This window comes from Sphingobium sp. (genome assembly GCF_032153725.1).
Classification (GTDB): domain Bacteria; phylum Pseudomonadota; class Alphaproteobacteria; order Sphingomonadales; family Sphingomonadaceae; genus Sphingobium.
The window spans coordinates 39,879-64,410 of sequence record NZ_JALDYQ010000008.1; the positions used below are offsets into that span (position 1 = coordinate 39,879).

The window sequence follows — 24,532 nt, forward strand, 5'->3', positions numbered from 1 at the left end:
TGGCGGGCTCATTCCTCTCGATCGTAGCTCCAACCCAAGGACATCCGCCATGTCTCGCTTATTGTCGCGTCTGACCGTCTCACTGACCGCCATCGTTGCCGCGTGCGGTACGACCGCCCCAGCACACGCGCAGAGCTGGGCTGAAAGCTGGTTCGATAACGTAACCTACACCTCTCCGGGCAGTTTTGAAGACCAGACCCGCGGCTATCTGACCGCCGGTGGCATGTCGGGACGGGTCGACGTTCACAATGATTATCTGATGTCGCTGAGCCTGCCCAAGGTGAAGGCGGGTTGCGGCGGCATCGACATGTTCCTTGGCGGCATGTCGTTCCTCGACCCCGACTATCTCGTGCAGAAACTCGAGAGCATCCTGCAGGCCGCGCCCGCGGTTGCGTTCCAATATCTGCTCGAAACGCTCGATGAAAAAATGGGCAACATCATCTCGAAGATGGAGGCAGCGACCAATTTCCTGAATTCGATCCAGGTCAATGACTGCCGCCTTGCCAATCGCATGGTCCAGATCGCCAAGGGCGATGACAATATGTCCGGCATCATCGAGGAGATGACCGGCTATCGCTCGGTCAAGCAGGGCTTCGCCAAGAGCTATCAGCAGAGCCGCGAGAAGATCCAGGCGAACAACAACAATCCGACCGAGGACCTCAAGGACGCGCTGGAGAACTGTCCTGCTGAGGTGACCGACATCTTCCGTACAGGGTCTCTGCTCGCCCACGCCGCCTCACGCGTCGGCGCGGGAGACTGGGCAGAGGTGATGCGCGCCCGGGTGGGCGATGTCTACATGCGCTGGGATCCGACCGACAAGGTTCCGCTCTTCTCAGCGATTCCCGCCTGCCCGCGTCAGGACACCGAATCCCCAGACGATTTCCTGAGCGGCCGCGTCCAGCGACGCGCGCTCAACATTCCCGCCACGGCTGCCGATTGCTCGAATGATGGCGGGAAAGGCGCTCTGGAACTCGCGCGCACGCGCATGGATTCGATCGCGACGAAGATCCGCACGCGCGCGGCGCTTACAACGGAGGAGCGCCAGTTCGTTGCCAATGTCAGCACGCTACCGGTCTATCGCATGCTCGAATGGGGCGTTCGCCAGGGTGTCCAGGGTTCGGTGATCGGCGATACCGATGAGCTGGTGGCGCTCACCCTCGCCTATCAGATGCTGAACGATCTTACCCGGTCGATCGACTTCGCGCTCAGCAACGCCGAACGGGGCACGAGCGCCGCTGGCGCCGCGGACGCCACCAACACTAATATTTGTCAAACGCGCATTCTCAGCAAAGGAATCGACCAGCTTCGCGACCTGCGCGAGGAGGTCCTGCGTCAACGCGCGCAGATGCGTCAGTCCTATCTCGCAGCGCTGGGCGCGGCCAACCTCTCTGCCAACTATGCAGGCCTGTTGAGGCAGCGCGATCGCGATGCCCGCGATGCCGCCGGCGCGGCCGCAGCGCGGGAGCAGTGAAATGACGATCCGTCGCCTGATCCGCCTTGCGCTGGCGCTCCTCACGCTGGGTGCCTCAACGCCCGCCTTCGCGATTGACACCAGCTTCTACACCTATGACGGCTTCGCGGAGACGGTGGACGCCTTCCGCCTGGTCGCGATGATCTTCGCCGATCCGCGCTACGAGACGCTGGTTATCGTTATCGCCACGGTCGGCATCTCGCTCGGCGCAGTGCTGGCGAGCATCCGCGGGCAGGGCATGGGTCTGGTGGCCTTCGGGTTTCAGATGCTGATCGGCATCGGCCTGTTTGTCGGCATGATCGCCACGACCGGGACCGTCCATGTCTATGACAAGGTCCGCAATGCCTATCAGCCAGTTGGAGATGTGCCAAATCTTCTGGTGCTGGTGGCGGGCACCACCAATCTCATCGAGCGGGCCCTGGTCGAAACGATCGACGACAACACGCTCGATCCCAACAGCAAGATCGAGTTCGGCGCGGGAGGCCATACGTTCGATTTGTTCTTTAACGCGGTCTCCCCGCGTGGGCCGATAACCGACACTTTCCTTGATGCCACGATCAAGGACTATGTCCGGCAATGTTATCCGGTCGCGCGGGTCTCGGCCGCCTATGGCGTCGACGATGATCGGCTGTTCCGGACCGCCACCGATCTGCCCGCAGCGTTCGCGGCGATGGCGGGCCCGGCGACCTTCTCGACCGTCTACACGGCCGCCGACAAAGGCGGGACGACGGTGAGTTGCGACGAGGCCTGGCAACATATTTCGACCGCTCTCTCGGACCCCGCGCTGTTCGACGACTATAGCCGCCAGGTCTGCACGCGGACCGGATTCGATGTGACCAAGCCCGACCAGCTCAATCGCTGTCGCAGCCAGCTGGGCGAGATGGGCGACATGATGATGGGCACGCCGCTGTCGCTCCAGGCCTTCATGACCAACATCTTGCTGGGCAACAGTGTCGGCGACGTGCTCTTCGAGGACAGTCCGGCATCCGCGGCCAGGGTCATGGCCAATCGGGCCGTGATCTCGAATGGACTAGCGACAATGTCGGTTGCCAATGAATGGATCCCGACCATTCGCGCCGTCGTGTTCGGCATCATGCTCTTCATGATCCCGATCGCGCTCCTGTTCATCCTGACGCCGATCAACCTGCGCGTCGCAAGCTTCGCGCTGGGCTTGTTCGTATTCGTGGCGCTGTGGGGAGTGATCGATGCTGGAATCTATCAGTTGACCCTCGGTCGCGCGATGGATGCGCTCGCGGAAATGCGCTCGAACGCCGTGGCCACCAATGCATGGTTGTTGGCTCCGTCCTCCGCGCAGAAGGCGCTCGCCATATTCGGCAGTTTCCGGACAGCTGCAGCGGGGCTCGCGGGCGCCTTTGTTTTCACGGTGTTCCGCTTCTCCGGCAATGTCTTCACATCCTTCACCAGTGGATCGCTTGGCGTGCACGGTCAGGCGAGCGCCGCGGCGGCTCCACTGGCCACCGGCGAAGGCTATGCCTCAGCGCTCGAGGCACAGGCCTCGGCGCGCGGAACGATGGCGCGCCGCGGTGCGTCGTCGAACTTCGGCGACTTCGGGGAGCGGTCGACATTCGGCGCTAATCGCAGTTTTGGCGCGGCCGGCGGCTTCCTCGGCGAGCGGGCGTCCGGGGCTCCAGGCGTACCCGCGTTCGGCATGGGCGGAATCGATGCCGCGCGAGAGCTGGGAGGGCTGGCCCCTGCCCTCATCAACGGCGACCTCTCCAATCCGGCTGTCCAACAGGCGGTGCGCGCGAATGCAACCACGGCGGCGATCCATCAGTTCGCCGAGAAGGACGCGCTCCGATCGCTCGGCCACCGCTATTTTGGTAATGGACAGGCGGGAGAGCAGGCATTCGCGTCATTCGCGCAAAATATGGTCCAATGGCGGGCATTCGGGGACCAGCGTGCCTACGACATGATGCTGCAGGGCGCGACACGGCATTTTTCGCGCAACGGCTATGGTTCCGACGATGCGCAGCTGAAAGCAGCGAGTGTCATAGGCGAAGCTTCGGCGGATCCCACGTTCGCCAAGCTCATCGCCAACACGTTCGACCAGGAAACGATGCTGCGTAATGATCTTACCTCCGCCCAAATACAGGTAGGTGCGATGGAGGGGCGGCGAGACTATGCGGGCGACCGGGTAGCGCAAGTCGAACGCGGCAATGTCGCAACCGAGCAGGCGCACAGAACGGGCAGCAATGAGGGTCAGCGCAACGCGGCGGCTATGCTTGGTCTCTCGGTCGACGAAACCAGTCGGCGCATCTCCTTCATCAACGCGCTCTCCGGTGAAGCGCGCTCCTCTGCCATAACCCAACTCTCCCGCGCGACGGGCCGCAATGAGGCCCAGGTGATGCATGCATTGGAAAGCTACAACGCCGCGGTCAATGTCGGAACAGCAGACGGCGCTACGGCGGAGGCGGCGCGCGAAGGGACGAGCGTTTACGGTCGCACACGCGAAGCGGCCGGGTACGATTTTGCGGAACGCGCCGGCAAGCTCGATGCGCAGCGCGAAGTTGGTCACGACGGAACGCGCAACGCGTCACGGATAGGAGAACAACGCCGGCAGTCGGAGAATTTCGGGTTTGCCGAAGGCGCAGAAGCTGCTGGTGTCTCGACCAGAGAGGCCGCGCGGCTCGACAGCTTCATTCAAGCTCTGTCGAGAACGGCGGGCAACCAGGTCGATATGGCTGAAGGAGGCTCTACCGGCATCGCCGATCGCGCACGGAATGAACGGCTCACCCGCATCGTGGACAACGAGCGCCTGACAAGGGCTCAAGGATTGCTGCGGAGCCATGGCATCAATCTCACGAAACGCCAGATCGCGATGGATCAGAACGGAGATTTCAGTCTCAACCTGACGCCGGACACTGCTGCCCAGATGTGGCGGGCCGGACTGATCAACCAGGACCAGCTTGGCGCGGTAGCGAATGGCGGCTCTGCCCGGTTCAGTTTTGCTCACAATGATCTGCTGGTATCGAGCAGCACAGGTTTCGAGCGGTCGGCGCGCAGCGATACCAGCACACGGTTTGAGGCCGGCAAGCAAGCGGGTCCAGACACTATCGAGCATATGCTGGGCAGTGGTGCGGAAGGCCACGCTGCTATGGCGAATTGGCTCAAGGGCGGCTTCGAAATGGACCGCAATGGGAACTGGCGGCTGAAACCTCAAGTCGCCGACACGCTTCAGCGGGATGTGCATGCGATCATGGTTCAGACTGGTTGGCAGCGAACTCTTGCTCGTGGTGCATCACATCAAGTTTCCAACGGGGATGTAGAAAGCATTGGTGTGTCTGGCGATCTTGGAAGGCCGGGCAAAGCGAGCCAGCCTGCCGCGAAAGGATCTTCTGCAGCGCCGGCAACGGGCAGAGGGACTCAAGCTAGCATTGCTTGGCAAACTTCCGACGTAGGTCTCGGATCCACTGACGCTCGGTCGACGCTTGATATCGTCAATCACGACGTCCGAACGGTAATCGCTAAGGCTGAGATGGCGGCAGCCAAGTCAGCGCTTCCCGAGCGCGCCTTCACTGAGGAACTAAATCGCCAGATCCTTGGGGTCAATGGTCTTCGCAACCGCTACTTGGAACAGGCGGACGCCGGTCGAGGCCCTTGGGATGCAACCGCCCCCCTCACATCGATCGAGCAAAGCAAGATATTGAGTAGCGGGCGTTTCACCGGAGATCGTACGAAAGGAATGGAAGACGGCGATCCTGAGTTCAAAACACGTTAGCGAAGGCCACGTACATGCGTGTCAAGCCAGACTTGGCTTTGTGGGTTGCCGGGATGCCAAACATACCGAGGATCCGCTGGATTCGTTGGGTCCATATTTTGCCCGTGAACCCCGAAGCCGTTCGAACCATTATACAATACACCCGCGACTCCGTCTTCGGCGTCACCCCGCGGTCCGTTGGACAGTGCCCACAACCAACCGAACCCGAGCACCGGCAGGATCAGAAAGGGGTGGAACAGGAACACGATTGCGATGATCCAGCCTTCATATTGCTGCAAAAGCCCCTGCGAGAAGGAACGAGGCACGAAGGCCTCTTCGAGGATGCAAGCCGTCCAAAAAATGGCGGCCGCCTTCCACCAAAGCTTCGCATACCAGCGATGCCACAGCCATTGCGACAGGCGCGGCGTCTCAAGATGCAGCTCTGTCGGGCACTCCGACGATTGAGATGTTGCGCCTCGCGGATCCATGGCCGGCTCCTTTCATCTCGGACCATAGCACCGGCGCCATGAATTGGGAATCGGCTATGACTTCCATCATGGGAGAGGTGAAAGTTGCTGGTTTCACCAAAGACTCTTCTCCGCGCTTCCCTGCCCGCTCCTCCTCCACGCGAACACGAACCTAGATGGCATTCTGTCTGATCCTTGGTGACAGCATTGCGCTCGGGATTGCCGCTGCTCTGAGCTCTGCCTCCCCCACAGCATGCGACGTTAAAGCCCGGGTCGGGGCATCGGTGGAGGCGATCACCTCGATGGTCCCACGCACTTCGTACAACGTTGTGATCATATCGGCTGGATCAAACGATCGCCGAAATGGCAAGGTCGCGGAAGCTCTGGTGCGCTTGCGCAACGCCTTAAAGGCCCAGGCAGTCACCTGGGTATACCCGCGCGCGGCAGCCGAAGCTTGGGTCATCCATCGGATTGCGCGAAGAAGAGGAGACGGGGCTGTAGGCCTTTTCAAGTTCAACTCACGCGACGGAGTTCATCCGTCCCGCTACAACGAGGCTGTTCCGTTGATTCTCAATCATCTGAATTACGGGAAATAAGTCGTCGATGCGAACTGCTTATCAATCATCGCCTAAGAAGGTCAGCGAAGGATATCTGGCCATCGAACAGAGCGCGAACGATCATATAAGCGCGTTGGGCGTGGCCATAGGCGCGGCGGGCGCCCTCAACATGCTCGTGGGCCGTCGCGCGGGAAATGCCTAAAATCTGGGCGATCTCCGCATCGGTCTTGCCCTTCCCGACAAGGATGAGCGCGTCCAGTTCTCGTGGCCTCAGATTAGGCATGGTCGCCTCGTCGAACTTTAACATTCGACGGGCGATCCTGCGCGCGGCTTCGAATGCGAATGTTCCGCAGAGCTGTGCGATCGGAAGAGCATTCTCATGCAGGCCTTCAAGTGATCGCGCGGCAAAGGAGCAACTTCCGTGGTATTCGCCTGGGATGTAGACAGGGACAGTGAATCCGGCACCGAGACCAAAGCCGCCTGCTTCCGCAAGAACTTGCTTGTGCTTCGGAGTGAGGCGGATGAGTTGGCCGACATCGCGCCAAAGGAAGCCGTTTACTGTTTTGGTGCTTGCCAAATGGATCGGATCCTCCGCGAAGTATCCTCGCTCGGCCCCATGGGAAATCCAGTCTTTGTTGTATGTCGTCAGACGGATCGCACCCTGAGGTGGACATGTGATATCGACATGATGCCCCATCGCGAATTGATCAAATCCGAGAATTCTAGTCGCTTTGGCCAAAGCCTCGTGAAGCTCGCTTTCGGTCCTACAGGACCGAAAAGCTGCCAGAAACATATCCAGGTTCAATTTTGAAAGCATCGCGCATTCCTCCGGTCGAAAAATAAGATCCCGGCGTCGCGATAGAAATTGCGATGATCCGCCGCCGCAATCGCGTACCGAAGCTGGTGATGCTCAAACGACAAGATCTACTCTCAACCGTCTCCACGCCGCCTTAGACAGATTGAAGGAGCCGTTGCACAAAGGCACGATAGCTTGTCGGCTCGCGCCCCAAGATCGCCCGTAAGGTTGTGGCATTGCCGCCGACGTAGCCATGTGCGTCATAATGGGCGCACATGGCCAAATACGCGTGCACAGCCCATGGCTTCCAGCCGTTCTTGATTGCCCAGCCTTGCCAATCCGAGGGATCGCGCTTCATGGCTGCGACAGGGCGACCTAGTTCCTCGCCGATAATCTCGGCCATTTCCCGGTGCGTCAGGCGGTCCGGAGCACATAGCTCAAAAGTGCCCCAGGCCAGCTGAGGTTGTATAAGCGAAATAGCCGCCACTTCTCCAAGGTCGTTCGTATCTATAAGTGCCATCGTCCTATCTGGGGAGTAGGGCCGAGCATAGACTCCGTCCTTGGAGATCCGCGGCCATTCTATGCTAAGATTTTGCATGAACATCGCGGGTTGCAAGATCACGAACTCAAGTCCGGAATTGAGCAGCGCTTCCTGCGTTTCCAATTTATTGCGATGATGGGGCAAATCGCTCAGTTGCGGCTGCAGGACGGAAGTAAGCACAAAGCGCTCGGTGCCGCAGTCCTTGGCCACGGCGATGACAAGTTTGCCGATCTCGGCCTCATCCTCAGTGAAACGAGGGGGCGTGAAATGGACTGCGCCGGCACCGTCCATGGCCGCATGCAGATCGTCTGGCACACGCATGTCCCCGATCACAATGTCAGTCACGCCCAGCGCGTTCAGCCGAGCAGCCGATCCCTCGCTCGATGTAAGCGCTCGCACCCTTACGCCAGCTTTAATCAGGTGAGGAAGAGTTGCCCCGCCCACAGCACCTGATGCACCGATGAGAAGAACCGGCTTATGGTTCACGAGAAGCCTTTCCAGCGCCAGATTGTGCGCCATCGATAAACAAGCATGTTCCGCGGGTTGCTATTCCGCGGATGTCTTCCGGCTCGGACGACCGGCTCGTAAGGCCTATGAGGGCCTTCAAGTGGGCCCCGGTAATCACAATGTTGATGAATGAATCGGCAAGCTCCTCGGGCGGAAGATCGGCCCTCAATATCCCGTCCGATTGCCGTTCAACGATCCACGCCGCCAGAATGGTCGAGACACGTTGATGTCCCGACGAGAAGATTGCATGTGACACGCGCGGCATTCGATGAGCCTCAGCAATCATCAGCCGTTGTAATGCCAGCGCTCGCGGCTCAAGGACGCAGGTAAGAAGCCGGTCGGCAAAGTCAATCAGGGCTTCCCGGGCCGGTGAAGCGGCTATTTCGAGTTCGGCGATGGGACGAACATATTCCTCGCAGAGATTGCTGACTACTCCTTCGAACAGTCCCTCCTTGCCACCGAACGTATCGTACACATTCCTGCGAGAGCCGCCCACTTCGCCGATAAGAGCGTCGATCGAGACAGAGTCGAACCCGTGCATGAGGAACATCTCCTCCGCCTTTTTGAGAAGCGCGCGCCGACGAGCTTCACCCGCCGGAGTGGACACTGCCGCTCTCATTCTCGGCTTAGACCTCGTTGACGAGCCGATTGCCTGATCATGGTCATGCAGCGCCTTTGGCCACCTGCTCCTTCTCTCGTTGAGCATAGAAATCCTCCGTTGCCTTGCCGATGGCGGCTTTTGTCTGATCGCCTAGACGGTCGAACAATATGAGCGCGTCCTTTTCTGCCTGATGCAAGGCAGGCATATATCCGCGATAACGGTTGGCGACCTCGGTTGCGATCAGATGATAGGAGCGCCGCGTCGCTTCGCGATCGGCCCAGTCATTCGCCCAAAGGAGGAATGTACCGAAGCCTCCGGATGCATCCCACAGTCTTTCAATCTGTGCTATCGCATCATCGGGCGTACCAATCACCGCAAAACCGCTGTCTGTGAGCGCGTCGATGTAATCGTCGACGTTCTTCGCGCTCTCAGGGACGACGTCGAGAGCGTTGATCTTCATGTTATAGTAGACCCATCGGGCAAGGCCCTCGCGAACTTCCTTTCGTGCTTGGTCCCGCGTCTCGGCGACGTGCATGGGCGACACGAGCCGCCAATCGGTTCGACGGCAAACCTGTCCATGCTTGCCGGCTTCCTCCTGCGCGATATCCCAATTGGCTTTGAGTGCGTTTTGGGCGGCAGAATGGCCCACGTTGAGCGACAACATCGACGCCCCGTGTCGCCCCGCAAGCTTTGCCCCGGAAGGCGAGATCATCGATGTTACAGCAACCTCGAAGCACGGCTGGGTATAGGGGAGAAGTTGAAGCCTCGCCTCACGGAGTTCCCAGTGCGGCGTCTTCATCGTCACCGTCTCGCCCCGCAGGAGTGGCATGATCGCGGCAAGGCTCCGCTCCATCATAGGCCGCAGGTCGGTTGATTCGAGGCCATACATGTAAGCATCATAAGGCAGTGCTCCCGGACCCATTCCCAGCATCACCCGCCCGCGCGCGAGATGATCCAGGAGCACCATCCGCTCGGCGACATTGAAGGGGTGGTGGTAGGGGAGAGATACCACGCCCGTTCCCAGGCGGATGCGACTGGTTTTGGCTGCCGCATATGCGAGGAACACTTCAGGAGACGCGACATATTCCCAGCCAGTAGAATGATGCTCACCCATCCAGGCTTCGTCGAAACCGATCTGCTCCATCCACTGGACTAGCTCGACATCCCGATGGAGCGCTTGGTTGGGATCCTCGTGGGGTGAATGGACTGGCGAAATGAAAGCGCCAAACTTCAGAACCTTATTAGACATGTATCATCCTTTCCAAAATGCGACGCGGTGGGCGCCGTTGTGAGGGCGCGGTACTGTACCGTACCGTACCAAGATTGGCCGATCAGCACCTGACCCACATCTGTGCCCACTTTTAACGTCTCCTACTTACATCAGCTCAGGAGAGCACGTTGCCGCAATTCGCCTCCGCTGCTCGAGCGATCTCGTCCAGCGTGGACCAAACCGAGCTATGCGGTTGGGTAGGCAACTTGAAGACACAGCGCTCTACACCCAACTCGCGATATCGTTCGATATAATCGAGCTGCGCAAGAAAGATCGTGACTGTAAAGGGTTGACCGCGCTCGGCAGCGGCCTCGTTCAGCCGACCTATCATTTCGCGATGACCGGACAGATCGTCCGCGTGGCCTGGCATCCATCCGTCGCCATAGGCAATCACCCGGTCGACGGACGCCTTCACCCAGCCACCGATGAGAATGGGAGGATGGGGCTGCTGCAGCGGCTTTGGCCAGGAGAAGATCGGATCGAATTCGACGAGTTTGCCGTGATATTCAGCCTCCTCTTGCGTCCAAATCGCTTTGATCGCCTCCACCCGCTCTCGCATAAGGGTGAAGCGTGTCGCCGGTTCCGTTCCGTGGTTGCGCAACTCTTCCTCGTTCCAAGGGGCGCCGCCGCCGATCCCGAAAATCAGTCGTCCACCCGACAAACGGTCGATAGTGGCGAGTTGCTTGGCAAGGATGATCGGATCGCGCTGAACAACCAGATTTATGCCCGTTCCGAGCCGGATACGATTGGTAGCCGAAGCTATCGCGCCCAGGGTCACGAGTTGATCGTAGTTGCGGTAATAGTCGCGAGGCATGTCTCCGGGAGAGTCTTCGAAATTCTCCTTCGGTCCCCCGTAGGGCGCTTTACGGGCTACAGGGACGTGGGTGTGATCGGGGAGCCAGATGGACTCGATGCCCCGGGCCTCGGCCTCTCGCGCGAGGAGAACTGGATCGACGCCATCGTCGGTGTTCATCGTAAGAATGCCGATTTTCATGAGACCTCTCCGCTCGCGCCTACGCTCACCTACTGTGCCGTCCAGCCGCCATCGACGACGAATTCCGCTCCCGTGCAGTAGCTCGACTCGTCGGAGCCGAGGTAAATCACGATATTCGTGATGTCCGCGGGGTCACCAAGGCGGCCAAGTGGGATCATGTGCATGAGATCATCTGCCATATCCGTGCCGGCGAGCATTGGTGTCCGGATCATCCCGGGGTGAACCGAGTTGACGCGGATTTTCCGCTTCGCCAGGTCGAGTGCGGCGGATTTCGTCATGCCTCGGACGGCAAATTTCGAGGCAATATAAGCAAAGCCGTCGGGCGCGGCAGTGATTCCCGCCACCGAAGATATATTGACGATCGAACCGCCTAGCGTTGGGTCCATGAGCGCAACTGCGGCCTTGGTGCCGTGAAAGACACTCAACTGGTTGATCTCGAAGAAACGCCTAAATTCGTCCTCTGTAAGCTCGTCAAAGCGGATTAGATGGCCGATAGCCGCATTGTTCACCAGTATGTCGAGCGTGCCGAACCGGTCTTTCACCTGCGCTTCGACAGCTTTCCAGTCCGTCGATCGAGTCACATCGTGACGAATGAAGGACGCCGCGTCGCCAAGCTCTGATACAAGCGCCGTGCCTTCTTCCTCCAGAAGGTCGGTGATGATGACCGCTGCCCCTTCCCGCACGAAGGCCCGTGCGTGTGATGCACCCATGCCGCGTGCGCCGCCAGTGATGAGCGCAGTTTTTCCCTTCAGCCTTTCCATGACAAGATCCCGTCCTTAAAAGCGATGGGTGAATGAAGCGCCGTAGGTGACAGGCATCGCAGCATATTTGACGATGGTGTCATTCAATTTTGCGACGTTGGTCCAGTAATATTCATTTGTGATGTTTCGGCCCCAGACCGTGAAGCGCCAGGCATCGTCCGCCGCTTTCACGCCGGCACGAAGATCGACGGTTGTATAGGATGGAAGATGATATCGGTCGGGATAGCCGATTGAGGCGTTCGTGCTGCTGCTGTAAGCGAGTGTTCCACCAACAAAGGCATTCAGCCCGGCGTTGACGCCCCATTGATACTCCGCATCGGCATTGGCGCTCCACTTCGGCGTGAATGGGAGGCGCGATCCGGCGAAATCGCGGTTTTCTCCGCTGAGGTCGAAGCCGGTAAACCGTTCGATCTTCGTGTTGAGATAGGAGACGGCACCGGACAAATTAAGTCCGCGAACCGGTGCCAGAACGACTTGGCCTTCGAATCCATAGATGCGCGACTTGGGGACATTGACGATCCCCTCCACCAAATTGAAGATCGGTACCTGGATCTTCGCACGGATCTGCTTGTCACGATAATCGTAGTAGAAGGCCGCACCGTTAAGCTGCATCCGCCGGTCTAGCAGCGACAGTTTGAAACCCGCCTCATAGGCGATCAGCTCCTCCTGAACGACCGGCTGGTACTGCGTGCTCAGCGTCGAGCCGACAGTAGGATAGCCACCGCCTTTGAAACCTCGGCTGACGTTGGCATAGACCAGCTTACCAGGCGCTACTTCCCAATTCACACCCGCACGCCAGGACAGATTATCTTCGTCTAGCGTATCCCGAATGAGCTCGGGGACGAGAGTGGCGTCATTGAGCGTCGAACAGTCATTGAGGCCCTCCAAAGGAATGGCTGGCAGGCCGACCGCACCACGAAAAATGTTCGCCAGGTTAGTCAGAGACTGGGCGGTCTGCGCGTTACCGCCATTGGTTTGGCACCCCTCGAAGTGTCGCTTTACCCGCGTGTAGCGCATGCCGCCCAGCAGCTTGAGGCCGGACGCGATTTCTACTTCCCCGCTTGCGAACACCGCATAGGTATCCACCTTCTGCCTGCCAAAGTTGCTCGCATAGTTGTATTCTACGACCCCTGGGATCGGACGATTGTTGGAGGCAACCGGGAAAGTGACACCCTGAACATCGAGTGCGTTGTCATGGCCATAATTGGCTCCGATAGTGCCGTTTACGCTCTGGCCCTGGAAGCTTAGCCGCAATTCCTGCGACAAGGATTTGATGTAGCTGGGGAGTATCGAGGCATCGAAGTTTGATACGGCAAGCCCATCAGTATCCTGCTGGGCGCGGGTATCCAGTTTGGCGTAGGACGTCAGCGAGTGCAGGACGAGGTCACTGGAGAGCTCATATTGAGCGTGGGCCGAAACCTGCCAGAAATCTTCATGGCGACGTAAGGAAGTGGGGTTCCAGTCGGCTGCGCGTGCATTGTTCGGAGCCAAGGGATAATTTGACAAAGGCGGTCCAGCAGGTGCCTGAAGGTCAATATAGGCCAGTTGCGCAGCCTGTGTATCGCCGCGGTCGCGCCAGCCATTCAGGTTTAACAGCAGCGAGAAGCGTTCTGCCGGCTTCCAGTCGAGCAAAAGCCGGCCCTGAAGCTGGTCTTTGTCGCCGAGCTCGGCGTCACGAGTGTAACTCTTCTGCCAGTCACCCGCCTGGACGGTGCGAACCGCAACGCGCGCATTCAGCGTGCTGCTGATGGGACCGCTCACGAAGCCGCCCGTCTCCAACGTTGCGAAGCGCCCAAAGCTGACGTCAAAGCCGGCCGTGGGCGTCGAAGTCGGCTTTGCCGCAATATAGTTGATCGCCCCGCCGGTTGCGTTCTGGCCGTATAACGTGCCCTGCGGACCCTTGAGTACCTCGACGCGTTCAAGGTCGAACGAAGCCCCCTTGGTCATTGCCGAATAAGGTAGCGGGACCTCGTCGACGTAAACACTTACGCTGGGACTTGCCGCAAGGCTGGAGTCGTAAAAGCCTACGCCCCGCAGAGTGTAGACTGGTGTGTTGTAGGGAGTCGGCTGGGCGGTGAAACCCGGTACAATACGCGCCAGATCGGATGGCGACGAGATCTGTTTCTCGAGCAGAGCATTTCCGGTCAGGGCCGAAATCGACATGCCGACGCGATTGATCGACTCGCTGCGCCTCTGCGCAGTTACGATGATCTCCCCTACGGCAGCCGTGTCTGCCTGAGGCGTCTCCGACCCTTCCGCTTGCGCCGCAGCTCCGCTTGCAGCAGCCAAAGCCCAACACGAAGCCCCCAACGTCAAGACGATGCGCGCCTTAGCCTTCATGATCCACTCCTCCTGGTTATATTCTAGCGTTGTATCTTTGGGTGTTCTGCACACCGGAAGCGCTGGAGTCGGTGCCTGCCGCATTTCGGTGCAGCCGAGCTCCACTCTCCAGAGCTTCACTTCATGCGGGCGATGGTATGAGGTAGTACCATGCCCATCCAATACTATCGTGGCTCATGCCTGATACCTTTGGGAGACGATGAGCGCCTTCCTTGCGGCGACGGTACGACCTCTTTGGCGAGACGGTATGGGACGGCGCGCGAGCAATGTTCGCGGCGCTACCGGGTTCGCAGGGTAAGTCCGCGAGCGGTGTCGCTATCTCGGGCGCACGGCTTCGGAATGGCGGTGTGGCTCGGCGCTAATTCCTCAGACGCCGCACCGCGAGTGAGGAAGCGGCGGATTGGCCCAAGGTGAGGCTGTGCAACGAAGCCAGAGTTCTGAAAGGCTCCTTCCAAGTCAGATATCCTGACCGACCCATCGCGATTGCTGATGTGCGACAACTCTCCCTTATCCCGCCATATCTTACCGCGCTTACAACGGCGTGGACTTTCACGGTCGGATAAGCGCTATCAGGCGCGGCATACTCTGCGACCGATGCTCGTCGGTCAGGGTATTTTCGGGTTCGGGGTTGCCATCAACGCCTCTGCGGTCAGCCCGATGTGGGCGCGCAATAGCCGTTTGATCGCATCTATGTCGCGAGCAAGCGCAGCCTCAGCCAGCGCCTCATGCTCCGGAAGGTCGTTTCGCTGCGCTCCGAGATAATGGTTCGACAGGGTCTTATAGCGGGACAGTTGATCATAGAGCGTATCACGGAAACGAAGCAGCCAGACCGACTCGCACCGGTCAAGCAATGCCGAATGGAAGTTGCGATGCCGTATCTCCCACTCATTCCATAGCCGGTCATCACCGTCATCGCCGAGCGGTTTGGGCATTTTGCGCAACTGGTGAAGCGCGCCGAGAATGCGGGCCTCCCATGCATCATCGGCATTGGCGATGGACTGCTCCACGCCGATGCAATCGAGTTCGCAGCGCATGCGAATGATATCGAGCAGGTCATCGCGGGATGCTGGGGCTACTCGGAACCCCTTGTGCTGCTCGAGTATGACGAGGCCCTCGGCGGCGAGCCGCATCAGAGCCTCCCTCAGCGGACTGAGGCCGATACCGTAAAGCGCCTTGAGGTCCTCGAAGCGGATGCGAGTCCCCGGTTCAAGAACGCAATTCAAGATATCGGTGCGCAAGTCTGTGTACGCATCCGCCATGATCGTGCGAACCGTGCGGCGCAGAGGGCCCTTTTCCAATGGCATGTCCATCATCGCCCTTCTCTTAGCAGCAACTTCGGCCCAAGTCGATCATCCTCGGAATCTTCGAAAATATATTTGAACCGAGGCGGCGGGGATGTTAGGCGGAGGCAAATTTCGAGGAGAGTGACCCATGAGTCTCGCAGACGCCGTCGACCGGGCGGATCTAAATGCCCTCCGCCTTGCGCTGTACCAGTTGACGGGGGACGAGGATCTGGCAGCCATGAGAACGGAGGGTTTACCCGTGTGGGGTGGAGTCTTCACTCTCTCGGTTCTTGCTCCCGAGCATCATGACGAGGTGAAGCGACGTGCGCTTGCTTATCTGGAGCAGCCCCGCAACGACCAACCTCCGCAGCCTGATCGCCAAGAAGCAGAGCGATTGATGCAGATGTTCAGCGGACGGGCGCTTACCGCGAATGAGCTGCGGTTCGGCTATGAGGAGTTGGCGTTCGATCCGCATCCGCGCGGGGTGGAATGGCGCAATAAGCCGGCAGAAGCTACGCTTTCGGGCCTGCATGCCACCATCGTCGGGGGTGGGATTAGCGGAATGGCCGTCGCCGTCCTGCTCCGTCACCTGGGCATTCCGTACACGCTTATCGAGCGCGAGCCGGCTCTCGGAGGTACATGGCTCGTCAACAAATATCCGGACTGCCGCGTAGATATTACCAGCCATTTGTATCAGTTCAAATTCGTGAAAAAATATCCGTGGTCCGAGCATTTTGCCTCAGCGGGTGAGACGCTGCGCTATCTCGAGCAAGTTGCGGAAGAGTACGATATTCCGTCGCACAGCCGGTTCAACGCGACAGTCACGGGTGCTCGTTGGGACGAGGCCACCGCGACCTGGACGGTGGAAGTGGAGGGGGGAGACGGACAACGCTCCACGCACGTTTCCAACTTCATCTTCAATGCGACCGGCCAGTTTTCCACCCCGAAGCTGCCTGATATCCCCGGTATCGCCGACTATCGGGGAGACATCTTCCATACCGCGCGGTGGGATACCTCTTGCGATTTTGCCGGCAAGCGGGTCGCGATCATCGGGAATGGAGCCACCGGGTCGCAATTGATGCCGCGCATTGCCGAGGCGGCTTCGCACTTGGCGGTTTATCAGCGAACGCCACAGTGGATCATTCCCTTCGAAGGATACAAGGAGAAGCTTTCGTTCGAGGATCATGAGCTCGCCGAGCGCATCCCATTCTACTGGAACTGGTATTGCTACTCGGCATTCGTGCGCACCTACCAGCTTCAGCATCTAACGGTCTACGATCCTGAATGGCGTGCGAAAGGCGGCATGGTGAGCGAGGCCAATGACCGCCTGCGTGAGGTGCTGCTCAATTACATTCGTGAAAAGGTGGGTGGCGACGAGGAGAAGGTGCGGCTGCTTACACCGCCCTTCCCGCCTCTGGCGCGCCGGATGTTGGTCGACAACGGCTGGTATGATGCGCTGGAGCGAGAGAATGTCGAACTCGTGGCCACCGGGATCGATCGTTTCACCGAACGGGGCATCGTTTCCGGCGATGGTATCGAACGGGAGTTCGATCTCGTTGTTCTCGCTGCCGGTTTCGAGGTCCAGGACTATATGGGGGCAATCCAATATGCCGGGCGAGGAGGCGCGACACCAAGCGACGTTTGGGCGAAAGACGGCGCACGCGCTTATCTGTCGATCCTGATGCCGGAATTCCCGAACTTCTTCATGTTCTACGGACCCAATGCACAGCCGCGGGCTGGCGGTCATTATTCGTGGGCGGAAGCCTGGGCTCGCTATGCGGTGAATCTCGCTGTGGAGGTGATTGAGCGAGGCTTGAGCTGCGTGGAAGTCAGGCAAGATGCCTTCGAGCGTTACAACGAATCGCTCGACGAAGCGGCCAAGATCAACCTTCGCGGCCCCGAGTCGAAGGGCAGCTACTATGTAAACAAGTTCGGTCGTGCGAGTGTCAACGTTCCCTGGCTCGCAGAGGAATGGTACGCAATGCTCGCCGAACCCAACTTCGATCACTTGACCTTTCGTTGAGAGCGCAGATGGTGAACAATCTCACGCCCTCGGCAGAGGTTTTGCACACGGGCATCCAGAGGATGGGGGCTCGCTTGGGACGGGACGTCTACGAGGAGACGCTTCGTCTATTCGCGCCCGCACGCTCGCTAGACCCTGTGGCGGTCAAGGCTCATCGCGACTTGCGATATGGGCCACATGAGCGACACCGACTTTCGATCTTTCCACCAAGCGACCCTTCTTCGTCGCCTGTGCCAGTATTCCTGTTTGTTCACGGAGGCGGTTTCGTGCAGGGGGACACGACCATCCCCGATACGCCATTCTTCGACAACATCGGACAATTCGCCGCGGCTTCGAACATGGTGGGCATCACGATGACCTATCGTCTCGCGCCAGCGGACCCTTGGCCGGCGGCGAGCGTCGATGTTGAAGCTGCAATCGCATGGATCGAGCGGGAAATCGGCCGCTTTGGCGGCGACGGATCGAAGATCGTGCTGGTTGGCAGTTCAGCGGGCGCGATGGCTGCGCTCGGAGTTCTTGGCGCCGCAGGAGGAATGCCTGCTTCGATTAAGGCCGCAATTTTGCGATCAGCCATCTATGATCTGCCTTCTCTGTCCGACGGGCCGCTCAAAGATGCGTTGAAGCTCTATTATGGGGCCGATGAGCACCTTTGGCCCGCGCGGCTCGACAGGAGGGTTCTAGCGCAAGCCGATATTCCGCTGTTGCTCACGCTGGGGCAATTTGATCCCCCAGAGATCCGCGAACAAGCGCGCTTGGGATTAGAGGCGCTGATCGAGGGCCGAAAGCCTCACCGCTTTGCACTCCTGACTGATCATAATCACTACAGCGTCGATTTGGCCACCGGCAGTTTCGATGAGTCAGTCGATGCGGCCATGCTCCAATTCCTCGGGGGATGCGCTATTTTGCCGTCTCGGGCGCAACCATGATCTCAGGAACCAGCCCCGGTACGCGCTTCGGCAGCCGATGGGTGATGCTGGGGCTCTTGTTTTGCGCCTATGCGCTCAGCGGTGCGGATCGCCAGTTGGTAGCAGTCCTCGCTGAGCCCATCCGCAAGGACCTCGGCCTCAGCGACAGCCAATTGGGTATGCTCTCCGGCCTTGCCTTCGCGCTGTTCTATACCGTCTTCGCAATCCCGATCGCCTGGTTGGCAGACCGTACCAACCGCATCGCCACGATCGCGTTTTCATGCTTGGTGTGGAGCCTCAGCACCGCCGGATGCGGCATCGCTGGCAACTATCTGCAACTTGCGCTTTGGCGGGTGGGCGTGGCGACCGGCGAGGCCGGAGCGTCACCGTCTGCTCATTCTCTCATATCGGAGAATTTTCCGCCGGAGCGCCGAGGAATGGCGTTGGCGCTTTATTCCATAGGGCTCCCGGTCGGTATCGCCGCGGGTACAGCCTATGGGGGCTGGATCGGGTCTCTCTATGGATGGCGGAGCGCCTTCTTATGGATCAGTGTGCCAGGCATCGTGCTGTCGCTACTGCTGCTATTGCTGGTCCGCACTGCTCATAACGCGCCCGAGCTGAAGGGCAGCGCGGCCCACAAGGCCCCTCCCCCGCTTCCGCTGCGAGAGACGTTGCGCGGTTTCTGCAAAAACCCAGTCCTTTGGCAGACGACATTCGCAGGCTCTATGGCTGCCTTGTCGAGCTATGCTCTGATGGTCTGGATACCCGCCTTTCTTATGCGCGAAAAGGGAATGAGCCTCGCCGACATCGCCCGCTCTTACAGCGTGCTATCAGGCTCGGCGATGGTTGTGGGGATGATCGCCGGAGGCTTGCTCGTCGACCGTTGGCAGCGCCGCGATCCGCGCGCCAGCGCGATGATCCCCGCACTTGCCTATCTCGCAGCAGCGCCGCTCGTCTTGATGGCTATATGGGCCAATGATTGGAGGGTCTGTCTTGCCCTACTGGCCGTCCCCCTCGCGCTGATGATGACCTGGTTGCCGCCCGCGCTAGCGACGGTGCAGAATGCGGCAGACCCGCGCCAACGCAGCGTCGTCTCCGCCATTTTCATGCTGGTGACGGGCATCATCGGCAATGGCGCGGGACCGCTGGTCGTGGGGCTCCTGAGCGACGCCTTCGCACCCATTGCACCCGGCAGGTCCTTGCATTGGGCTTTAACCGCAATGTGTCCGGTGCTGTTGGTTGTTTCGATGAGCTACTTTGGTCTTCAGCGTACGCTCATGCGGGGATATGGCGGAGAGACCCGAACTGCCGGTGCGTGATAGGCGTTCAATCGGCCCTCGACTTCGAAGCCGGAATAAGCTTCGCCGGAAGAACGTGACCGGTCGAAGCATCAGCTACGGGTGTCCTCTGGGCTGCAGATGAGAGGTTGGCATCTAACGATGCCAGGACCGTGTCCATGGTTTGTCGCAGGTGACGCGCCAGTAGTGCCGCAGCCAGATCGGCATCGCGCGCAATGGCTGCGTCCGCGATCTGGCGATGCTCCTCGAAAGGCCGGCGAGCCGGCTCCGCGATGCGGGTCGAAAGCAAATGGTATCGCTGCGCGAGGGCAGCGAGATGGACGGCTGTCTGGCGAAAATATGGGTTGGGGCACGTCGCCGTAAGCTGCCGATGGAATTCGGCGTGCAATGCCAACCAATTTTGCGTCACTGGCACATCGCCATCCCCCGGTTCGACCTTCGACAGTCGATGCAGCAGCTCTATGATCCCACTCTCCCACTGCAAGTCGGCATGGGCGATCGCTTCCCGCAGGCAGGTCGTTTCGATAAGGATGCGGGCATCGGTGAGTTGCACAAGGTCGTCGGCCGACACTCTTGCAACCGTGAAGCCACGTTGAGCCTCCGCCACCACCAAGCCTTCCGCCGCGAGTCGGGACAGCGCCTCGCGCACGGCGCCTGGACTGGCTTCATAGCCTGCAGCCAAATCCTTGATGCTCAACCGCTGACCCGGAGTTAGACGGCACATGAGAAGATCCTCGCGCAGCGTTGTCACAACGGCCTCGGTGATCGTGGCAATGGGGTTCGCGTTAGAGCTCATCCTGCCTTCATAGCTCGCGGACCCAGCGACGCAACAGCGGCACAGCGGCACAGCGGCTCACATATCCGAAAAAAGACTTGCAAATATATTTTCGATAGTCGACATCATCATCCAAACTGAGGAGGGGAATCATGAAAAGCCGTGTCGTTATCAGCGTGTCCCGTGTTGCTGTCGTGGTCGCCACTGCACTGATGGGATTGGAGGCTGCTCATGCCCAATCCGTGGATACAGACGCCCAAGCGTCGCAGGATGGGATCGGGGACATCGTGGTGACGGCTCAGCGCCGCGAGGAGCGTCTGCAGGACGTGCCCATTGCCGTTCAGGCCATCGGAGCAGAAACCGCCGACGCCCTCGGCGTGACTGATCCCGGCTCGATCCAAGCCGTGGTTCCGAGCCTTGACTTCCGCGTCCAAAATGGTGGCGCAACGCCCTACATCCGTGGTGTGGGCACGAATTCTGTGAATGTTGGCAATGAGTCGCCCGTCGCCATGTACGTCGACGGTGTCTACCAGACCTCGCTTGCGTCCACCATCTTCGCCTTCAACAACATCGAGCGCATCGAGGTGCTCAAGGGGCCGCAGGGAACGTTGTTCGGCCGTAATGCGTCGGGCGGTGTCATTCAAATCGTGACGCGCGACCCTTCCTTCACGCCCATGGCAAATGTCGAACTGGGTTACGGCAACTATGACCGGTTCGCCGGCTCGCTCTATGCGGCCACGGGACTCTCCGACAATGCCGCGATCGATCTTGCGGTGGCGGGGAGCCGGCAGGGCGACGGCTTTGGACGAAATATCACGACCGGCAAAGAGCTCTATAAACCGGAAGAGTTTGCGGCTCGCAGCAAGCTCCTGGTGCATCTGGGCGATGACACCAACCTTCGCGTGACGGGCAACTATTCCGTTGTATCCGGCCGGCACGTCGGCCTTGTCCTCGCCAACGGTTCGAAGGGCGCAGACGGTAAGGGAAGCGTCGGTTTCTTCTCGCCGCGCGGCGAAGGCCCGGAACGCGCGAGGAACGAAAACTATGGAGTTTCGGCGAAGCTCGATCATGACTTCGGCGGGGTAAGCCTGGTCAGCATTTCGGCCTATCAGCGTACCCGCGGTGAGGCCACTCTCGACTTTGACGCGACGCCGGTCCCGTTGCTCAATACCGACCGTGTCTCAAAGGCGGAGGCCTATTCGCAGGAATTGCAGCTGCTATCGAGCGGCAGCGGCCCCTTTCAATGGATAACCGGCCTTTATTATCTCGACTCCACGGATGCTACGCTCCGGTCGCGGCTCACCGGGGCGGCGGTCGCGCCGCTGGCTTTTCTGGACCGAGTGGGCGAGCAGCATACGAAATCGATCGCGGGCTTCGGTCAGGCCACCTACAAGATCTTCGATCGCACTCAGGTCACGGTCGGCCTGCGCTATACCAGCGACAAGCGCAGTGTGGTGGGCAACAGCATCACGCCTGCAGGTCCAACGCCTGAAATCCGCAACTCACGCCGGGACAGCAAGTTGACCTGGCGCTTCGCGCTCGATCACCACTTCGATGATGCGGTGATGGCTTACGGCTCGGTCAGCCGCGGATTCAAGAGCGGTCTCTACAACACCGTCGCGCCCGCCCAGGCGGCGGTGCTCCCCGAAGTGCTCGACGCCTATGAGGTGGGCCTGAAAACACAATTGTTCGACCGCCATCTGCGCCTCAACGGCTCAGCTTTCATTTACAAATACAAAGACATCCAGCTCGACAACTTCGCCGGCGGCGTTCTGCAGATCATCAATGCGGCGAAGGCGACAATCAAAGGCGTTGAAATCGAGTTTGAGGCAGCGCCGTCGCGCAATCTCTCGATTCAAGGCGGCATGACCTTCCTGGACGGCAAGTACGACTCTTTCCCCGGAGCGCCGCAATACACACCTCGCCCTGCGGGTGGCAACGTTCAGACGGCTGCCGATGCCTCGGGTCAACCGACGGTGCGCACCCCCAAGTTCGCTGCAAGCATCGGCGCAGTATATACTGTGCCGACCAATGTCGGTGATATTGCCCTTGCCGCCAGTTTCTCTCACAATTCCGGATACGACTATTTCGTGCTGAGCAACACCCGCCAAGGCGCCTTTGATGTGGTCAATGGCTCCATCAAATGGACGAACAGCAGCAAAGCCTTCGACATCAAATTGTGGGGAAAGAATCTCCTCAACGAAAAATATTATGACACGCTGATCGCCGCCACCGTTGGGGACACGGGGACACCCGCCGCCCCTAGAACATACGGCATTACTGTGGGCATGCACTTCTGACGTCATCCGCAGGAACCCATGTGTAACCATAGGAATAGAAAGACAGACCATGCGCTTGATAAGCTACCTCAAGGACGAAACGCCGGGCTTGGCACTGGCGCGAGGTGACCAGTATTTGGACCTTGCCCCTGTCGATCCGTCGCTCCCCACCGACGTGGGCGCCCTGCTCAAGCTCGATGATTGGAAGGACCGGGTCGAGCGGGCAGCCCAGAGCGCTTCGACGCTCGACCTCTCCGCAATTCGTTACCTGCCGCCCATCCGCACCGGGGAAAAGATCCTGTGCGTTGGTCTCAATTATCTGAAGCATGTGGGTGAAAGCCCTTATGAGGTTCCCAAATATCCTGTGTTCTTCCCGCGTTTCTCATCGACCCTGATTGGTCACGAGGCGCCGCTGATCAAGCCATTTGTCAGCAACGAACTGGATTTCGAGGCCGAGATGGTCGCCGTCATCGGACGAACGGGCCGTCATATCGCGGAGCAAGACGCCCTAGATCACGTGGCTGGATACACTTTGTTCAACGAAGCGTCGGTGCGTGACTATCAGTTCTTTTCTCCTCAATGGACGATGGGCAAGAATTTCGACAACACCGGCGCGTGCGGTCCAGAGTTCGTGTCGGCCGACGAATTGCCCGCCGGTGCAAAGGGCCTCAAGATCGAAATGCATGTCAACGGCAAAGTCGAGCAGAGCGCCAATACCGACGACCTGATGTTCCCTGTCGCCAAACTCGTTTCGCTTGCCAGCGTGGTAATGACGCTGCGGCCCGGAGACATGATCGTAACGGGAACGCCGGCGGGCGTGCGCTACGGCTGGAAGCCGCCCGTTTACCTGAACGCCGGCGACGTGTGTGAGGTGAGCGTCGAGAATATTGGCGTGTTGCGTAACACGGTAGCCGACGAAACGCGCTGAAACGCCGAGTAACCGGTGTTGGATCATGGGAGAGTGGCATGGTCGCCGTAGTTGACCTGGAATATATCGCATACCGGCACCGCGATCTTGATAGAGCGGAGGCCTTCTTCACCGATTTTGGCATGAAGCGCTCCGATCGTTCTGACGGTGAATTATTGATGCGCGGCTGTTCGAGTCATCAATATTGCTACGTTGCAACCGAGGGCGAAGCTCCGGGACTGCAAGCAATTGCGCTGCGCGTAGCCGACGCCGCCGCCTTGGAGGAGGCCGCTCGTTTACCGGAGGCTTCCCAGATCGAAGCAATCGATCGGCCGGGCGGCGGATATCGTGTCCGGCTGACCAGCCCCGACGGCCTCCCCTTCGAGCTGGTTCACGGCATAGCGTCAGTCGATCCGATGGGGATGCGGGATCCGCTGACCTACAATCACGCTCGCAGCAAGGCTCGCAAGGGCACATGGCAGCGCCCGGACCTCGAACCAGCCGCGGTGCTGCGCCTCGGCCATGTCGCGATATTGACGCCCAACTACCGTGAGAATGCGGCGTGGCTCGCATCCCGTTTCGCCATGGCTCCTTCCGACGTCTTGTTCGACAACGATCAGGACAACCAGATCGGTGGCTTCTTCCACTGTACGGCGGCGGAAGGCTGGACGGACCATCATACGCTCGCGCTCTTCCCGGCGCCGGTGTCGAAGGTGCATCATTGTTCGTTCGAGGTACAGGACATAGATGCCCAATTCCTAAGCAACAAATATCTGAACGCGCGGGGCTGGACGCCGCTCTGGGGGGTCGGCCGCCACATATTGGGCAGCCAGGTGTTCGACTATTGGTTCGATCCGGAAGGGAATGTTGTCGAACATTTCACCGACGGCGATCTGGTGCTTTCGGGACGGACGCCAGAGTTTCATCAGGTATCCGACGATTCGCTGGCGCAATGGGGGCCGCCGATGCCGGTCGGCAATTTCATAGAACGAATTCCTTTTTCCGGCTGATGCCGATCAGGATACCTCTGGAGAGGTGG

General features: G+C 59.5%; 19 protein-coding genes. 9 read left to right on the forward strand and 10 right to left on the reverse strand.

Annotation, left to right across the window (positions count from 1 at the left end; all coding sequences use genetic code 11):
• Nucleotides 1-49: 49 nt before the first annotated feature.
• A complete protein-coding gene (locus RUH75_RS04650) occupies nucleotides 50-1,471 on the forward strand; it encodes a conjugal transfer protein TraH (RefSeq protein ID WP_313802642.1) in 1,422 nt (473 codons plus the stop codon).
• Nucleotide 1,472: 1 nt separating this feature from the next.
• Nucleotides 1,473-5,210 carry a conjugal transfer protein TraG N-terminal domain-containing protein gene (locus RUH75_RS04655; RefSeq protein WP_313802644.1) on the forward strand — a complete coding sequence of 1,246 codons (3,738 nt, stop codon included), beginning with the start codon at nucleotides 1,473-1,475 and terminating at the stop codon, nucleotides 5,208-5,210.
• Here the strand turns inward: RUH75_RS04655 and RUH75_RS04660 are convergent.
• Complete coding sequence (locus tag RUH75_RS04660; protein WP_313802646.1) at nucleotides 5,207-5,677, reverse strand: hypothetical protein; 471 nt, start codon at nucleotides 5,675-5,677, stop codon at nucleotides 5,207-5,209. The genes RUH75_RS04655 and RUH75_RS04660 overlap by 4 nt on opposite strands.
• 155 nt (nucleotides 5,678-5,832) lie before the next feature.
• Here RUH75_RS04660 and RUH75_RS04665 point away from each other — a divergent pair, with 155 nt between their 5' ends.
• Nucleotides 5,833-6,252 (forward strand): hypothetical protein, encoded by a 420-nt coding sequence (locus tag RUH75_RS04665; protein WP_313802648.1) that lies wholly within the window; start codon nucleotides 5,833-5,835, stop codon nucleotides 6,250-6,252.
• Between the two features lie 25 nt (nucleotides 6,253-6,277).
• Here RUH75_RS04665 and RUH75_RS04670 read toward each other — a convergent pair whose 3' ends face one another.
• The 8 genes from RUH75_RS04670 to RUH75_RS04705 all read right to left on the reverse strand — a co-directional run bounded on the left by RUH75_RS04670 (nucleotide 6,278) and on the right by RUH75_RS04705 (nucleotide 15,336).
• Complete coding sequence (locus tag RUH75_RS04670; RefSeq protein WP_313802650.1) at nucleotides 6,278-7,030, reverse strand: helix-turn-helix transcriptional regulator; 753 nt, start codon at nucleotides 7,028-7,030, stop codon at nucleotides 6,278-6,280.
• A 133-nt stretch (nucleotides 7,031-7,163) separates the two neighbouring features.
• Nucleotides 7,164-8,069, reverse strand: a complete 906-nt coding sequence (locus tag RUH75_RS04675; RefSeq protein ID WP_313802652.1) for an NmrA family NAD(P)-binding protein — start codon at nucleotides 8,067-8,069, stop codon at nucleotides 7,164-7,166.
• Nucleotides 8,026-8,763 (reverse strand): TetR/AcrR family transcriptional regulator, encoded by a 738-nt coding sequence (locus RUH75_RS04680; RefSeq protein ID WP_313802654.1) that lies wholly within the window; start codon nucleotides 8,761-8,763, stop codon nucleotides 8,026-8,028. The genes RUH75_RS04675 and RUH75_RS04680 overlap by 44 nt, the downstream gene beginning before the upstream one ends.
• The gene (locus RUH75_RS04685; protein WP_313802656.1) at nucleotides 8,720-9,907 is read right to left on the reverse strand and encodes an LLM class flavin-dependent oxidoreductase; all 1,188 of its coding nucleotides are present in this window, start codon (nucleotides 9,905-9,907) and stop codon (nucleotides 8,720-8,722) included. The genes RUH75_RS04680 and RUH75_RS04685 overlap by 44 nt, the downstream gene beginning before the upstream one ends.
• A gap of 136 nt (nucleotides 9,908-10,043) precedes the next feature.
• Complete coding sequence (locus tag RUH75_RS04690; protein ID WP_313802658.1) at nucleotides 10,044-10,922, reverse strand: LLM class F420-dependent oxidoreductase; 879 nt, start codon at nucleotides 10,920-10,922, stop codon at nucleotides 10,044-10,046.
• A gap of 29 nt (nucleotides 10,923-10,951) precedes the next feature.
• A complete protein-coding gene (locus tag RUH75_RS04695; RefSeq protein ID WP_313802660.1) occupies nucleotides 10,952-11,683 on the reverse strand; it encodes a glucose 1-dehydrogenase in 732 nt (243 codons plus the stop codon).
• A 15-nt stretch (nucleotides 11,684-11,698) separates the two neighbouring features.
• Nucleotides 11,699-14,023: a TonB-dependent receptor gene (locus RUH75_RS04700; RefSeq protein WP_313802662.1), complete on the reverse strand. Its 2,325-nt coding sequence runs from the start codon at nucleotides 14,021-14,023 to the stop codon at nucleotides 11,699-11,701.
• A 605-nt stretch (nucleotides 14,024-14,628) separates the two neighbouring features.
• Entirely contained in the window at nucleotides 14,629-15,336 is a 708-nt protein-coding gene (locus tag RUH75_RS04705; protein WP_313802664.1) for a GntR family transcriptional regulator, read from the reverse strand.
• 118 nt (nucleotides 15,337-15,454) lie between these two features.
• On the opposite strand from RUH75_RS04705, the gene RUH75_RS04710 reads away from it, so the two are divergent.
• The 3 genes from RUH75_RS04710 to RUH75_RS04720 all read left to right on the forward strand — a co-directional run bounded on the left by RUH75_RS04710 (nucleotide 15,455) and on the right by RUH75_RS04720 (nucleotide 19,553).
• A complete protein-coding gene (locus tag RUH75_RS04710; protein WP_313802666.1) occupies nucleotides 15,455-17,329 on the forward strand; it encodes an NAD(P)/FAD-dependent oxidoreductase in 1,875 nt (624 codons plus the stop codon).
• A gap of 62 nt (nucleotides 17,330-17,391) precedes the next feature.
• A complete protein-coding gene (locus RUH75_RS04715; RefSeq protein ID WP_313802715.1) occupies nucleotides 17,392-18,255 on the forward strand; it encodes an alpha/beta hydrolase in 864 nt (287 codons plus the stop codon).
• Nucleotides 18,222-19,553, forward strand: coding sequence for an MFS transporter (locus RUH75_RS04720; protein WP_313802668.1), 1,332 nt, complete (start codon nucleotides 18,222-18,224; stop codon nucleotides 19,551-19,553). Before RUH75_RS04715 ends, RUH75_RS04720 begins: the two co-directional genes overlap by 34 nt.
• A 7-nt stretch (nucleotides 19,554-19,560) precedes the next feature.
• On the opposite strand, the gene RUH75_RS04725 is transcribed toward RUH75_RS04720, so the two are convergent.
• Nucleotides 19,561-20,328 (reverse strand): GntR family transcriptional regulator, encoded by a 768-nt coding sequence (locus RUH75_RS04725; protein ID WP_313802670.1) that lies wholly within the window; start codon nucleotides 20,326-20,328, stop codon nucleotides 19,561-19,563.
• A gap of 131 nt (nucleotides 20,329-20,459) precedes the next feature.
• On the opposite strand from RUH75_RS04725, the gene RUH75_RS04730 reads away from it, so the two are divergent.
• The 3 genes from RUH75_RS04730 to RUH75_RS04740 are packed head-to-tail and all read left to right on the forward strand — an operon-like array spanning nucleotide 20,460 to nucleotide 24,503.
• Complete coding sequence (locus RUH75_RS04730) at nucleotides 20,460-22,607, forward strand: TonB-dependent receptor (RefSeq protein ID WP_313802672.1); 2,148 nt, start codon at nucleotides 20,460-20,462, stop codon at nucleotides 22,605-22,607.
• A 49-nt stretch (nucleotides 22,608-22,656) separates the two neighbouring features.
• Complete coding sequence (locus RUH75_RS04735) at nucleotides 22,657-23,514, forward strand: fumarylacetoacetate hydrolase family protein (RefSeq protein ID WP_313802674.1); 858 nt, start codon at nucleotides 22,657-22,659, stop codon at nucleotides 23,512-23,514.
• Between the two features lie 38 nt (nucleotides 23,515-23,552).
• Complete coding sequence (locus RUH75_RS04740) at nucleotides 23,553-24,503, forward strand: VOC family protein (RefSeq protein WP_313802676.1); 951 nt, start codon at nucleotides 23,553-23,555, stop codon at nucleotides 24,501-24,503.
• Nucleotides 24,504-24,532 lie beyond the last annotated feature (29 nt).